Origin of the sequence: Chryseobacterium shigense, from assembly GCF_014207845.1 — a bacterium.
In the GTDB taxonomy this organism is placed as follows: Bacteria; Bacteroidota; Bacteroidia; order Flavobacteriales; family Weeksellaceae; genus Chryseobacterium; species Chryseobacterium shigense_A.
The window spans coordinates 171,327-187,079 of sequence record NZ_JACHLC010000004.1 but is presented as its reverse complement, the minus strand read 5'-3'; the positions used below and the strand labels follow the sequence as shown (position 1 = coordinate 187,079).

Here is a 15,753-nt window from a genome sequence, read left to right as displayed (position 1 = left end):
ATGATTGATTTGAATTTTATGTAAAAATAGATTTTAAAACTGAAAGTTGGGTGATTGCCCTCCAACAGATTTAAGGGTCTGATCAAAACCGTACTGCCACTGCATTTCCATATCTTCCGTAAATTGCTTGTATGTTTCAGGAAAAGAAAAAACCATCTCAAATTTTCTCCAGGTAATACTTTTTTTAAGATAATGTCCTTTCAAATCCTGTTTAACGTTTGTAGTGTTAATTTTGAAATTCACCGGGAATTTTTCAATCTCAGAAAGCCTTTTATTACCGCTGAAACCAAGTACGGCACGTACGAGAGCTTCTTCAACGGGGCTGTACGGCTGCTTTTTTTCAATAATAATTTCTTTGGCAAGATGTTGGGCCAGTTCAATAGGAATAAGATCAATAGCTCCCCCCGCGAAATATTTTCCGTGAAGAAAAACCGGTTCCACATAAAACATATCGGAAACGGAAATCCGGACACTTTCAAGCAAGGAAATATCAGTTTTTATTAACGAAAGCTTTTCTATGGCACTATTTAACAGATTTTCAGATGTTATAATGATCTGTTCCGGATTTATTTTTTCAGCAGTTTTGAAATCAGTTAAAATAACTTTCCGGTACAGCTTCCTGTCGTTTCTCTTCAGTCCTGTTTCTTTTGGAACAAAAAGCATTTCTGAACCTATAATCACTGTTGGGATTTCCTGTGAAAACCTGGTGTTTTTTAATGAAGGAAAAACTTCAGACAAATCCTGGGGCATTTCAACAAGATACCTGTTAAAAACGTCTTCTATACAAGATGCATTTCTTTTGTCGAATAGTTTTTTTAATGAAAAGAGCCCAATCTGAGAAAGTTTTTTATGATTGGTTAAAACAGTTCCGGATACGAACCGGAAATACTCTTCTGATTTCAGATATTCCTTTCGTGAAATATTATCAGGAAAAGCATTGATTACCGCTGCTGCAAATGCTCCCCCGCATGAGGCTATCAGTATATCGGGCTTCATGTCCAGTTCTTCCAGGGCGGCAAACATGCCGAGGTAGATCATCAGTCTGGTTCCGCCTCCTGAAAACAATACGGCTCTTTTAAATTTTTCACTCATGAATTCAGCTTTTTACAACAACAGAAAGTACCCAAAAGAAAATTGGGGCATTAAAGATAAGGCTGTCCATTCTGTCCAGGAGTCCGCCATGTCCCGGAAGCAGGGTTCCGGTATCTTTTATATTGGCTTTTCTTTTTAAATAAGACATGAATACATCGCCAAAAAATCCTGAGATTCCCAGAATAATTCCTAAAATAGTATTGAAGAAAATATCTGTCTTCAGTAAGAAGAATCCTAAAATATTACTTAAAATTACGGTAAGAAAAACACCGCCGATAAAGCCTTCCAAAGTCTTATTGGGACTTATTTTAGGCGTTATTTTGTGTTTTCCGAAAAACTTGCCCATCAGGTATTGAAAAACATCATTCAATTCGGTGACCACAACAATAAAAATAATGGAATTCAGTCCGGAAGCCATTTCCCTTATGAATAAAAGATGTGGGAAAGCGAAAAGACATACCAGTAAAGCTATCATAATTCCATACAGTTGCTTTACAGTTGCTTTAAAAAAAATAAAGTATAATAGTACAGCAACTGCCAAAACAGAACTGTACAAAAAATAATTTTCTATACTAAAAAAATAGAACAGAAAAAATTGTACAACTCCTATAAATAAAGAAGGTACAATATGGCTTGAATTGATTTTAAACAATCTCAAAAACTCAAAAAAGCACTGAAAACTGATCCATGAAACGAAAATTTTCATAGCAAGAGGGTGGGAAATTCCCAATGCAAAAACAATGATGATGTAGATCCATGTTTTTACTCTTAAAGGAACATCTGCAAATTTATTTTCTTCAGGCTTCATATAATGATTTCTTTAACCGGATGTATGTACTGATTATCAACAGAATAATAATAAGTCCGAAAATATATTGTGAAATCCCTGAAATATGAGCTCCGAAAAATACTGCCAGACCATAAATCCCCAGGATCAGAGCCCGGTCACTTTTGCCCATCGGACCGTCATAACGGCGTTCTTTTCCAACTACTTTTCCCATAATGCCTGCAAACTCATTGATGATGCTTAGTATAATAAAGATAACAATGAGGTATAAACTTTCCGGCTGGAATTTTAATAAAGGAAAAAAGATGATTATATCTGAAACAATATCTCCGACTTCATTTAAAACTTCCCCCAATTTGCTGGTCTGGCTGAATTTTCTGGCCATCATGCCGTCCAAAGCATTCAGAGCCATTCTTAAAAGCAGCCCGATGGGAAGGCTCAGGAAAAACCATTTTGAGAGATCTGCATTCCAGAATAATATTCCGATAATAACAGACAGTAAAACAGAGCTTATCGTAATCTGATTGGCTGTGATCTTGTTCTTATGCAGAAATAATAAAACCGGGGTAAGCAGCTGCTGAAACTTTGGTTTTAGTTTATATACCGAAATCATGTTGGTTATAGCTTTTTGTCATTGTGTTTATCAAATATAGATAAAATTTTTAATCAGAATTTATAATTGATAGAGGATGCTTTTTCCGTTTTCAAAATTTAAAAAATTGCTTTGTATCTCTTTTTCCCATAACTTTGCACAAACCTAATCTAATGAGTAAAAAGAATACAAAGTACATCTTTGTGACAGGAGGTGTAACTTCATCTTTGGGAAAAGGAATCGTGTCTGCTTCTCTGGGACTTTTGTTAAAATCACGCGGTTTTAACGTAACGATCCAAAAACTGGATCCTTATATCAACATCGACCCGGGAACACTGAATCCATATGAACACGGAGAATGCTATGTAACCGAAGATGGTGCAGAAACGGATCTGGATTTAGGTCACTACGAGCGTTATCTTGATGCTCCTACTTCCCAAAACAACAACGTTACTACAGGGAAAATTTACCAGACAGTTATTGAAAAAGAAAGAAAAGGAGATTTCCTTGGAAAAACAGTTCAGGTAATTCCCCATATCACCAACGAGATCAAGCGCAGAATCAAAATGCTTTCCAAGCAGAACTACGATATCATCATTACTGAGATCGGAGGAACTGTAGGGGACATTGAATCTCTTCCATACATCGAGACTGTACGCCAGTTGAAATGGGAGCTTGGTGAGAAAAATTCTATGGTGATTCACCTTACCTTATTGCCTTACCTGGCTTCAAGCGGTGAATTGAAAACAAAACCTTCACAGCATTCCGTTCGTCAGCTGATGGAAAGCGGGATTATGGCGGATGTTTTGGTTTGCAGAACAGAACATAAGATTCCAAAAGATCAGAGAGCAAAACTGGCTCAGTTCTGCAATGTTCCTTTAGATAATGTAATTGAATGTAAAGACCTTGAAACCATTTATGAAGTTCCTATCTATCTTCAGAAGCAGAATTTTGATGATGTTGTGCTGAAAGGTTTAGATCTTAAAAGTGATAAGGAGGCCGATATCAAGGAATGGAAAAATTTCCTTAAAAAATTCCAGAATCCTAAAAAAACGGTAGAAATAGCGTTGGTAGGAAAATATGTTTCCCTTCAGGATTCCTATATTTCTATTGCTGAAGCCTTCAAACATGCCGGTGCCGATCTTGAAACTGAAGTAAAAGTAAGATGGGTTTACAGTGGAGATATCACAGCAGAAAATATTAAAGATACCCTGAAAGGGGTAAACGGTATTCTTGTAGCTCCGGGATTTGGAGATAGGGGAATTGAAGGAAAAGTCCTTACCGCACAATATGCAAGGGAAAATAAAATTCCGATGCTGGGAATCTGTTTGGGAATGCAGATCATGACCATTGAGTTTGCAAGAAATGTTCTTGGACATACCAAAGCAAATTCCATGGAGTTTGATACAGCGACACCGGACCCTGTGATCTCTTTAATGGAAGAGCAGAAAAATATTGTAGACAAAGGAGGTACGATGCGTCTTGGAGCATGGAAATGTTCTTTAAAAAACAATTCAAAACTATCCGAAATCTACGGAAGCAAAAATATTTCCGAAAGACACCGTCACCGTTATGAGTTTAACAGTGATTATCTTCAGGAATTTGAAAAAAATGGTTTCCTTGCAACAGGTACAAACCCTGAAACGGGTCTTGTAGAGGCTCTTGAGCTTCCTGATCACCCATTCTATGTAGGAGTGCAGTACCACCCTGAATATAAAAGTACAGTAGCAACGCCGCATCCTCTGTTCAGAGCTTTTATCAAGGCTTGCGAAAAGAAATAAGGTAATTATATACCATAAACGTCTTACTGTAAACTCAGGCTGATTATTCTCAGCTTGAGTTTATCATATAGTAATGTATTATAGTATAGAGATTTGATAAAAAAACAGTATTTTTGTCAGCTCAAATTCGCTACAGATTTATCAGTTTTCTTATAGTTTTGTAGCAAGCTAAGAATAGGAAATTTTAATTATAACAAAAATAAAATGCAACAAAACAACGGAATCGATAAAAGTCAAATGATCAGTTTTGCGGTTTTATGTTTGGTTCTTTTCGGATTCATGTTCTATTTCCAGAACAAGCAGTCGAAAGAGGAGCAGTTAAAAGCTCAGCAACAGAAGACCGAACAGGTGAAAAACGCTGTAAAACAGACTCAGGTAAGCAATATCAATCCAAATGTAACTCCCGGTGCCATTCAGACGGCTACTTTGGCTAACAAGGAACTGAATGTTGAATTTTCAAGTCTGGGAGGCCAGGTTTCCAAAGTACAGCTTTCGAAGTATAAAGCATACAACCATAAAACAGATAAGGCAGACCTTCCGCTTTACCTGATCGATAAAAAGAACTCCAACTATGGTTTTCAGTTTAAAGATAAAACCGGAAAAGTAATCAATACTAAAGATTTAGTTTTCTCTCCGGTAATAAACGGAAGCATAGCTACTTTAACTGCAAATTACAACGGAGCAGTAATTCAGTTTATATATACCTTAAATAATAATCCGAATGCTGAACTGAAAGATCAGTACGCTTTAGATTTTAAAGTAAGAACAAAAGGACTTGCTGCGGTTACCGCTGATAATAAAGCAGATTTTATCTGGGATTATAATGTAAGAAACCTGGAAAAGGGTAGAGCGCAGGAACAGTCTCATTCTGAATTCTCTTATGCCTTCAATAATTATAAAGATTATGATTATGACGGAAGAACAGAAATGAATGAAGAAAAAGAAACCCTTAACTGGATTGGTGTAAAACAGCAGTTTTTCTCTTCTGTAATTGAAGCTAAAAACGGATTCACACAAAGTAAAGGAAGCCAGGAGACCATTGAAGAAGGTGAATACCTGAAGAAACTTAACTTTGAAGGATTCGTGCAGATGACAGGAAGCGAGCTTAATCAGGACTTTACCTGGTATTTTATGCCGCTTGATTTACCTCTGTTAAAATCTTATGATAAAAATTTCGACGAAATTTTACCATTAGGATGGTCCTTCATCGGTTGGATGAACCGTGGATTCTTTATGCCGATGTATAATATTATTGCCGGCTGGGGAATTACTGCGGGATGGGTGATTTTCTTAATGACGATCATTGTAAAACTGATCTTGTCGCCAATCATGTACAAGCAGCACAAATTAAGTGCAATGATGAAAGTGATCCGTCCTGAAATTGATGAAGTAAATGTCAAGCTGAAAGATGCCGATCCAATGAAGAAGCAGCAGGCCACTATGGAAATCTATCGAAAGGCGGGTGTGAATCAGATGGCGGGATGTCTTCCGGCATTGGTGCAAATTCCTATTTTCTATGCCTTATTCCGTTTCTTCCCGAACTTTATAGATCTTAGAGGAAAAGGATTCTGGTTTGCAAAAGATTTAACGGCTTATGATGATTTGATTAAACTGCCTTTTAAAGTTCCGTTCCTGGGAGATCATTTAAGTGTTTTTGCATTGGCATGTACCATTGTGATCCTTATTTATACGGTAATGACTTCAGGAAATATGCAGCAGCCTCAACAGGAGGGAATGCCAAACATGAAAGTGTTAATGTATATTTTCCCTATTACATTCCTGTTCTTCCTTAATACATCCGCATCAGGTCTTTCATGGTATTATTTTGTATCGAATGCGATCAATATCCTGATTATCCTTGTAATTAAGTACTGGATACTGGACGAAAAGAAAATTCATGCCCAGATTCAGGCTAATAAAGAAAAGCCAAAATCTGAAGGTAAGTTCCAGAAAAGAATGAGAGAGATGATGGAGAAGGCTCAGGAGCAACAAAAAGTGCAGGAGCAACAGAGAAAAAAGAAATAAAACAGAATAGGTTTTTATAAAAAAAAGAGAAGCAAATTTGCTTCTCTTTTTTATTTTTAATTACAAGGTTTTGGTACGGGTTGATTCATGTATGGGCATGGTGTATCACAAGGACAGATCTGTCCACCCATAATTTGCTTTAATTGACTTTTACTGATTAGTTTGGCATTTGCAATTTTTGTAATGTTTTTCATAGTTTAATATTAAGATTGTTTTTAAATTTTATCAAAATTCAAAAAAATTATATATGATTTGTAATTCAAATATAAATAAAATATCTATTTCCAAATATTTTTATTTGATTTTTTGTCAGATTTTATATAGTGTATAATGTTGAGATAGTGTAAGGGAGTTCGGCTTGAAGAGATTTTAAACAGGAAGTATTGATTAAGTATTATAAAGTAAAAAGAGAAGCTGTTTGTGCTTCTCTTTTTTATTAAATTTTTTGGGGTTGAAAATAATTATTTAATCATACTTCAGCCTGAATGATTGTCTGTGATGCTTGGTTGGTCCATATTTTATTAAGGCTTGCTGATGGACTTTCGTAGCATATCCAAAATTGGTATTCCAGCCATATTGCGGGTGTTCGTCATGAAGCTCAATCATTAATCTATCCCTGTAATTTTTGGCCAGTATGGAAGCTGCTGCAATAGATAATATTTTTGAGTCACCTTTTATAATGCATTGATGGGGGATATAATTGTAAGGATGGAATTTATTGCCATCTACTAAAATCAATTCAGGAACTATTGTTAATTGATCTAAAGCCCGGTGCATTGCATGAATGCTGGCGTTGAGGATGTTGTGTTCATCAATAAATGTGGGAGGCAGTTCTGCGATGGCATACGTTTTTACATTGTCTTTTATGTAGCTATCCAAATCCATCCTTGTTTTGAATGTCAATTTCTTGGAATCATTAACTAAGTTTTGCTCAAAACTGTCATCCAGGATAACAGCGGCTGCAACTACCGGTCCGCTCAGACAGCCTCTTCCTACTTCATCACATCCTGCTTCGATGTAAAGCTCTGTCCATTTTTTTAGTAAATCCATGTAATTGTTTATCAAATCATAAGATGGTGTAAAATTAATGAAATTTATATTTTAATGAGAGATGTTTTTTTTCTTAAATATTTAATGATATGGATGAATATATTGCTTCTGTTTGACGCAATGGTTGTATTGTGTTTAACAAGGCTGTTTTATGTTCTTTTAAATAATATGGGGTTTCTGTTGATGTATTTATAAATATTTGGCTTTTTGATGATTGATTGATTATTAAGTTAAATATTTTAACAAAAAATTTGGTGATTTTAAGAAAGTTTCACATATTTGCAACTATAAAAAAATAATCAATTTAAATATGAAGAAATTAACGACTAGTGTTCTTGCAATAGTTCTTACTTCAACTTTTACAATGGTAAGTGCACAGGACACGCTGAGAACTCAGAACATCGGAGAAGTTGTTGTAACAGGAGCTCTTGGTATCAAGAAAAAAAATGATGCTTTTACAGGTAATAATGCAGTGGTTAAAACTGACCAGCTTACTGTTGCAGGTAACCCCAATGCAGTACAGGCATTAACTGGGAAAGTTTCCGGTTTACAGATTAATATTCCTAACAGTAGTGTGAACTCTCAGGCAACCATAAACTTGAGAGGGCAAAGATCTATTACAGGGGATAACGGTGCCTTGGTAGTTATAGATGGAGCGGTTTCTACGGCAGCTATTTTTCAACAATTGCCTCCTGAAGTTATTGAAAGTGTAAATGTTTTCAAAGGCCAGCAAGGAGCTGCTTTGTATGGAGAAAGAGGAGGAAATGGAGTAATCATTGTAACAACAAAGAAGGGGACTAATTCTGAAAAAATCAGTTTTACATTGACTTCAAATATAGATTTTTCTTCTGTTTATAAGCTGCCTATCTATCAAAAAACCTATGGTCAGGGTTGGCCGGGCGATAGCACTTATGATCCTACAGACTATAACGGAACCAGTTGGGTACCTTATGAAAATGGTTCTTGGGGACCGTCTTATAACGACCCGCATTTTGCTGGGCAAAATGTTATTATTGGTTTACCTCAGGCTGATGGATCTTTCATTACAGGACCATGGGCGCCTATTGATAATCATTTGAAAAATTTCTTTAAAACAGGTGTGCAGTTCCAGAATGGTTTGTCAATGAATGTTGGAGGGAGAGACTCTTATGCATTTTTATCCATCAACAGAGTTCAAAATGACTTTGTTATAGATCAGGATCAGTTAAAAAGAAACAATATTCTATTTAAAGCAGGAAAAAAATTAGGTAATTTCAGAATAGATGGAACATTCAATTTAGTTGATCAGCATACATCTGAAACCGATTCTAACCTTTATGATCAATTATTACAAACTCCTACGAATGTAAACGTAAGAAATTACGCTAATTCTGGGATTATGGGTGCTTGGAGTGCTTACATTGATAATCCATATTGGACTATCCAGAATGTGAGATATGATAATAAAGTGACCAATTTTATTGGAAACTTAAAAGCAGAATATGAAATCAATAAAAATATAAGTATTTCTTATTTGGCAAATATTATAACAGCTTCCACCCTTGGGGAGAGTCACAATAATGGATACCAATTCACTGAATTTTGGAATGCTCCAGGAACTATATTTGATGGAAACAATCCAGGTAACCAGTTTTTGCATGCAGCAACAACCTCTAATTACTACAAGAGTATAGGTAAGAGATTGGACTATTATGGTGATTTATTAGTTAATTTTGATTATGATTTGACTGATAACCTTAATATGAAGCTTAATCTAGGTATGAACACCACGGATGCCAGTAATACAGTAGTTACACAAGGTGGATCAAACTTACAGGTACCTGGTTTTTATCATATCAATAACGTGTTAAACTTAGATGCTACCAGAAATTTAGCAAATACACAAACGAGAAGAAGATCAGTAGCAGGGCTTGCAAACTTAGACTTGGCATTTAAAGATTATTTATATTTTAATACTACTTTTAGGTATGAGCAAAGTTCGGCTCTTGCCAAGAGAGATACAAGTACAGATGAATTCTCTATAAAAGGTCAGCCATATTACTCATTTGGTTTGTCTTTCATCCCTACAAAAGCTTTTGACTTCCTTAAAGAAAACAGTGTTTTAAATTACGCAAAAATTACGGCTGGATATACTAGAGTAGGTAACTCCTCAGGTATTACTACCTATGGTTTAGATGAAGTAACGGGGACAATTCCTGTGGGCTTTCCATTTAATGTAGCATCATTTGCTATCAACAGAACACCTGTAGATCCAAATATTACACCTGAATTCCAAAATTCGAAAGAAGCATCTATCCAATTAGGATTCTTCAAAGACAGAATTTCATTAGGTGCAGCTGTTTTTAAAACCGATGTAGATGATCTAATCACAAGAAAGACAACCTCTTCAGCGTCTGGTTTAGCTTCAGTACTTGCTAATGTTGGAGATATGACCAATAAAGGATATGAATTGGACTTAGAGCTTGTACCATTTAAGTCTAAAGATTTTGAATGGAGAGTTAGTGGTTCTTACTCTACTTATAAATCGGAGGTAACAGCTATAGAAGATCCGTCAGGTAGAGTGAATCTTTTGACGTATTCTACTCCGAATGTTGGTATTTATGCTAAAGTAGGAGAGCAGTTTCCTTTAATTATGGGTTCTGCATATCTAAGAGACCCAGATGGAAGAATAGTTGTTGGAGCTAACGGAGCCCCGTTGGTTAATCCGGAGTTGCAGGTTTTAGGAAAAGTTACTCCTGATTATATTTTAGGATTCAGTACATCTTTTAAATTTAAAGGAATCACTTTATCAGGTACGGCAGATTACAGAACAGGAAATAGTTTTGTTGCCATGACAAAAAGAGAATTGGCTTATGTAGGAGCTTTAGAGGAGACTGCAAACTTTGATAGATCCCAGGGATATGTTGTTCCGAATTCCGTTCAATTGGTAGGTGGTCAATATGTTCCAAATACTACGCCTGTAGGTGGAGCAGATTATACCAATGTTAATACATTCTTTACAGGTGCATATAGATCTGTTGGTGAAAACTTGGTTGTTGATGGTTCAGCATTGAGAATCAGAGAGATTGCTCTTAGCTATACTTTACCAAAAGCTCTTTTACAGAATACATTTGTTAACAGTGTAACATTAGGTGTGTATGCCAGAAATCCTTTCGTATGGTATGCAAAATCCAACAGAAACTTTGCAGATCCTGAGACTGCTAGTACCTCGGGAGCTATTGATAAAACTCCGGGACAAGCTTTGGGAGTAGGTGGACCTAACGCATTCGGTATCGCTTTCGCGGGTCAGTATCCTACAACTAGAACTTTTGGATTTAGTTTTAATGCAACCTTTTAAAATTATATAAAATGAATAAAATAAAAAATACGATTTTAATATTAGCGCTATCATTAGGTGCTGTTTCTTGTAATGATTATTTGGATATCAACGAGAATCCTAATGCAGCTCATATCGAAGATATATCACCAGCTTTTGTATTTCCAGGTGCAGCAACGGAGATCCATAGAGTTCAGACGGCTGGTGCTGGTTCTATGATGGATTTTGGTAATTTGATGATAAATAGCTGGGGTTCTAATGTCTATGCATTTGGAGGTGGTTTTAGTAGAGAATTTACTTTGTCTACTGTAGATAGTTCTTTCTATCCTGCTATTTGGAGTACAATATATAATCAGTGTGCCAATCTTAAACTGATTGAAGATTATCCAAATACAGATCATAAGCAGGATTATTATGTAGCTATGTCAAAGATCTTGAAAGCTTTTTATATGCAGTATATTGTTGATTTATACGGTGACGCTCCTTATTCTGAAGCTTTCAAAAGAGGGGAGAATACTAAACCGAAATATGATGATGACAAGGAAATCTATAAAGCTTTAATTTCAGATCTTGAATCCGCTATTGCAATTATTGATGCTGGTAATTCTAATGCGGTAAACCCTGGTAATATTGATGTTATTTTTGCAGGTAATATGACTAACTGGAAAGCATTTGCTAATACAGTGAAATTAAGAATGCTTATTAGAATGTCTAATGTAACAGGTGATATGGCTACATATAGAAACCAAAAGCTGGCAACACTTCCAACTGCTACATCTGCATATATTACACAGAATGTTACAGTAAATCCAGGATATTCTAATGCAACAGATGAGAAGATGAATCCGTTTTTAGTTTCTTATAGAATTAATTCGGGGGCAACTGCTCTGCCACAGAATTATAATGCAACAACAGCTTCCGAGCATATTGCCATTGCTCTTAATGGTAATAGAGTAGGTAGTGTACAGCCTTATTCAACAGATCCAATGTATACTAAGTTTACAGGTGTTACAGACCCTAGAAATTCAAGATTGTTTACCCTAATCACTTATCAGGGCACTGCTCAGGTAAAAGGTGTTAGACAGGGAGCTCAATCGGGACAGCCAGGCGCACCACTTGATCTTACTACTACTTCAAGATTTGGAAATGGAACATTTATTGGTTCAGCTTCTGTAACAACAAATGCAGCACTTATTGCGGCTGGAAATGCTAGAGGAGGTATGATTATGTCTCTAGCTGAAAGTAAATTTTTGCAGGCTGAAGCGGCATTACGTTATCCTGCTCAATTCTCAGGTGGGCAAGCAAGATTCGAAGAAGGGATTGATGCTTCAGGAGCTTGGTTAGGAGCAGCTACTGCTGGTATGACAACTTACAAAACTAGTATTTCCACAAGAGCTGGATTAGGTTGGACTGGAACCAATACTCAAATTTTAGAAGCGATTATGACACAAAAGTGGTTAGCGATGACCAATGTAACCCCTACAGAGTCATTTATCGATTATTTGAGAACAGGTTACCCGGCTACACCAATGGCTGTAAATGCGAGTGTGCCTAATAAGCCATACCGTTTAATGTATCCTGCAACAGAATATTCTGCAAATAGTGAGAATGTACCAAATCTTACAAGTGCTCAGTTGTTTACTAAAAATCAATATACTCCTTTCTGGAATCAGAATTGATTTTAAATTTTAATATATTTTAATACCGCCTTCGGGCGGTTTTTTTGTTTTTAGAGCTTTTTCTTAGGAATGAAATTTAATATGCGTAGCATTGTATTGAAATCTCTCAACTTCTTTTTTATCCTTTTTGTGTGATTAATTGTATTGATAATCAATTTGTTATTGTTGAATTCAACTAATATTTTACATAGAAATTATCAATTAATACGATTTATGCTTTCTTAAAAAATAGTATTATTAAAATATTATATATATGTTAATTATTTTGCTTTTAACATAATTTAATAATTTGTTTAATAGTAATTTTATGAATTGGTGAAAAAATGATATTTTTTTAAGATTTTGTTTTGTGTTTTTAAGAAAGTTTTACAAATTTGTACAGGATACAAAATTAATATTTGATATGAAGAAACTAACAACAAGTCTGCTTGTTTTGGTGATATCTTCATCTGTAGCAATTGCAAATGCTCAACAGAAGAATGATACTGTAAAAACAAAAGAAATTGAGGGGGTAGTTGTAACTGCACTCGGAATTAAAAGAGAGAAAAGATCTCTTGGTTATGCTACCCAAGAAGTGAAGGGAGAAGCAGTTAATAAAAATCCTACAAGTAACTTTCTGAATAACTTATCCGGTAAAGTGGCTGGATTAGAGATTAAACAAAGTACCAACTTTGGAGGATCTGTCAATGTTGTAATGAGAGGGTTTAAATCTCTATTAGGTAATAACCAGGCCCTGTTTGTTGTAGATGGAATTCCCATTATAAATAATAATATCAATACAGCTTCCCAAACCACGGGCGGAGGAGGTTATGACTACGGTAGTTCAATATCGGATATAAACCCTAATGATATAGAAACTCTTAACGTTCTTAAAGGTGCAGCTGCAACTGCTCTTTATGGGTCAAGAGCTCAAAATGGTGTTATTATAATTACAACTAAGAAAGGAAAGAAGAATAAAGAAGGTATAGGGATGGAATTTTCTAGTTCCATTACGATGTCAACTGTGGATAAATCGACTTTTCCTAAATATCAAACCCAGTATGGACAAGGATACAGAGGAACAAGCTTTGCAGGGACTTTAGATGGTAGCCAAGTTGTTGATTTTGGAAATGATGCATCATATGGTTCTGCTTATGACGGATCAATGGTATGGCAGTATGGAGCTTTTACTCCAGGTTCACCAACTGAAGGGCAAAGAACTCCTTGGCAAATGGCAAAAAATGGACCTATCAAATTTTTTGATGTAGGATCCACATATGTAAATAGTTTAGCTTTTAGTGGAGGTAATGATATAGCTACATACCGTTTGAGTTATACCAATACAAATGCTTCTGATATCATGCCGAATAGTTCACTAATGAAAAACAACTTTAGTGGGAATGCATCTTATAAACTTACAGATAAACTGACAGCAAACTTCTATGCTAATTATGTTACTCAGAAAACTAAAGGTAGAAATAGTACAGGTTATAATGATAACATTATGACTAACTTTAGACAATGGTGGGCTACAAACGTAGATATTAAAGATTTGCAGTATTTGTATAATGCCTATAAAAAGAACTATACGTGGAATATAAATGCAACAGATGATTTGACTCCAGCATTTTGGGATAACCCTTATTTCCAGAGATATGAAAATTACCAGAATGATTCAAGAGATAGGTTCGCAGGAAACTTCAGTTTAAACTATGATGTAAGCAAAGAATTTAATCTATTGTTTAGAATGGGAACTGATGGATATACAATGATGACAGAAGATAGAAAAGCAGTTGGATCTTATATAGGAAATAATTTTGGATTAAATACGGTTGTTCAACCGTCAGGATATGCTTTAAGTAATTATAAGTTCAGTGAAACGAACTATGATCTTATTGCCACGTACAAGAAAGATTTGACTGATGATTTTAATGTAAGTGCTTTATTAGGAGGAAATGTAAATGTTCAGAAAGCATTTTCAAATCAGCAGTCTACATCTGGAGGATTATATACTCCAGGAATTTATACTATAGCTAATTCTAGATCTAATCCTGCTAGGCCATTGATTTCTGATGTTTCAAAATATGTATATGGTGCTTTTGCTCAGGTTTCATTAGGATATAAGAATACCTATTATTTAGAAGGTACTATTAGAAGAGATCAGTCTACTGCATTACCTAGTACGGATGCTGTTTATTGGTATCCTTCAATATCAGGAAGTATTGTTTTTTCTAATTTAATAAAGGCCAGTTGGTTGAATTTTGGAAAAGTACGTGCTGGATATTCTCAAGTAGGATCAGATACAAATGCAGATCAATTGATGAATCGATATTTTTCACAGCCTTCCTACGGAGATATTCCGGTATATGCTTATAACACAGTACTTAGGAACTTCGATCTTAAATCTCAAGGACTTAAAAATGTTGAACTTGGTATTGAAGCAAAACTGTTTAATAACCGCTTAGGATTTGATGTATCATGGTTCCAGAATAAAGCTTACGATCAAATTTTGGCATTACCTGTTTCATTTGCTACAGGTGCGGGGGCTAAAACTCAGAATGCCGGTGAATTGACAACAGAGGGATTTGAAGTAGCTGTTAATATAACTCCTATTAAAACAAATAATTTCTCTTGGGATCTTAATCTAAACTGGTCTAATCCTTGGACTAAAGTTACAGCACTTAGCCCAGGTATTGAAAATATTTCAATTGGTAGGCTTCAGGGAGGGGCGAGTGTTAATGCTCCTTTAAATGGAGATTATGGTACTCTTTGGACCTCTGACTTTGTTTATGATTCAAATGGACAAAAGATTGTAGGAGCAAACGGAGCCTATTTAGTGACAGATAAAGCAACTTACAATCAGGGAAGTTTCCAGTCCAGATGGAGTGCAGGGTTAAACAATATGGTAACATATAAAAACTTATCATTAAGCTTTTTAATTGATTGGAGACAAGGTGGAAAAGTATATTCTTTAGATCAATTTTATGGTTATGGAACAGGAATCTATCCTGACTCAGTAGGGACGAATGATTTAGGGAATCCTATAAGAAATACTTTGGCTACTGGTGGAGGTGTAATTATGCCAGGAGTAATGGCTGATCCAAATAATCCGGGGCAATATATTCCAAATACAATCAGATTAGATAGATCTAGATCTAGTCAGGTGTTAGGAACGGACCTGCCAGGAGCTGCTTACGTTTATGATGCAAGTTTCGTAAAACTTAGAGAAGTAGCGATAACATATAAATTTAATAAAGATTTCTTTAATTCTAAATTTATACAAGGAATGTCTATGAGCTTAATAGGTAATAATCTTTGGATTATTCATAAAAATTTGCCTTATTCAGATCCTGAAGCAGGTCTTTCTTCAGGAAATATCCAAGGATACCAATCAGGTCCGCTTCCGACTACACGAAATATCTCGTTTAATGTGAAAATTAATTTTTAAGAAA

General features: G+C 35.4%; 9 protein-coding genes. 5 read left to right on the top strand and 4 right to left on the bottom strand.

Going from position 1 to position 15,753, the window contains the following annotated elements; genetic code table 11:
- Nucleotides 1–33 precede the first annotated feature (33 nt).
- From HNP36_RS15655 to HNP36_RS15645, 3 genes are read right to left on the bottom strand one after another with little or no spacing between them, the layout of a single operon-like run.
- On the bottom strand, nucleotides 34–1,092 hold the full coding sequence (locus HNP36_RS15655; protein WP_184165661.1) for a patatin-like phospholipase family protein: 1,059 nt from the start codon (nucleotides 1,090–1,092) through the stop codon (nucleotides 34–36).
- Nucleotides 1,093–1,096: 4 nt separating this feature from the next.
- Entirely contained in the window at nucleotides 1,097–1,900 is an 804-nt protein-coding gene (locus HNP36_RS15650; RefSeq protein ID WP_184165658.1) for a phosphatidate cytidylyltransferase, read from the bottom strand.
- Entirely contained in the window at nucleotides 1,890–2,492 is a 603-nt protein-coding gene (locus HNP36_RS15645) for a CDP-alcohol phosphatidyltransferase family protein (protein ID WP_184165655.1), read from the bottom strand. Before HNP36_RS15645 ends, HNP36_RS15650 begins: the two co-directional genes overlap by 11 nt.
- Before the next feature lie 152 nt (nucleotides 2,493–2,644).
- Between HNP36_RS15645 and HNP36_RS15640 the strand changes: the two genes are divergently transcribed.
- Together HNP36_RS15640 and yidC are read left to right on the top strand one after the other, a co-directional pair.
- Complete coding sequence (locus HNP36_RS15640; RefSeq protein WP_184165652.1) at nucleotides 2,645–4,252, top strand: CTP synthase; 1,608 nt, start codon at nucleotides 2,645–2,647, stop codon at nucleotides 4,250–4,252.
- Nucleotides 4,253–4,456: 204 nt separating this feature from the next.
- Entirely contained in the window at nucleotides 4,457–6,277 is a 1,821-nt protein-coding gene (gene yidC / locus HNP36_RS15635) for a membrane protein insertase YidC (RefSeq protein ID WP_184165649.1), read from the top strand.
- Nucleotides 6,278–6,742: 465 nt separating this feature from the next.
- Here the strand turns inward: yidC and HNP36_RS15630 are convergent, their stop codons facing one another.
- Nucleotides 6,743–7,327, bottom strand: coding sequence for a ribonuclease HII (locus HNP36_RS15630; RefSeq protein ID WP_184165646.1), 585 nt, complete (start codon nucleotides 7,325–7,327; stop codon nucleotides 6,743–6,745).
- A 364-nt stretch (nucleotides 7,328–7,691) separates the two neighbouring features.
- Here HNP36_RS15630 and HNP36_RS15625 point away from each other — a divergent pair, with 364 nt between their 5' ends.
- The 3 genes from HNP36_RS15625 to HNP36_RS15615 all read left to right on the top strand — a co-directional run bounded on the left by HNP36_RS15625 (nucleotide 7,692) and on the right by HNP36_RS15615 (nucleotide 15,749).
- The gene (locus HNP36_RS15625; protein WP_228456405.1) at nucleotides 7,692–10,664 is read left to right on the top strand and encodes a SusC/RagA family TonB-linked outer membrane protein; all 2,973 of its coding nucleotides are present in this window, start codon (nucleotides 7,692–7,694) and stop codon (nucleotides 10,662–10,664) included.
- Nucleotides 10,665–10,675: 11 nt separating this feature from the next.
- The gene (locus HNP36_RS15620; RefSeq protein ID WP_184165640.1) at nucleotides 10,676–12,322 is read left to right on the top strand and encodes a SusD/RagB family nutrient-binding outer membrane lipoprotein; all 1,647 of its coding nucleotides are present in this window, start codon (nucleotides 10,676–10,678) and stop codon (nucleotides 12,320–12,322) included.
- Between the two features lie 403 nt (nucleotides 12,323–12,725).
- Nucleotides 12,726–15,749, top strand: coding sequence for a SusC/RagA family TonB-linked outer membrane protein (locus HNP36_RS15615; protein ID WP_184165637.1), 3,024 nt, complete (start codon nucleotides 12,726–12,728; stop codon nucleotides 15,747–15,749).
- The last annotated feature ends 4 nt before the right edge of the window (nucleotides 15,750–15,753 follow it).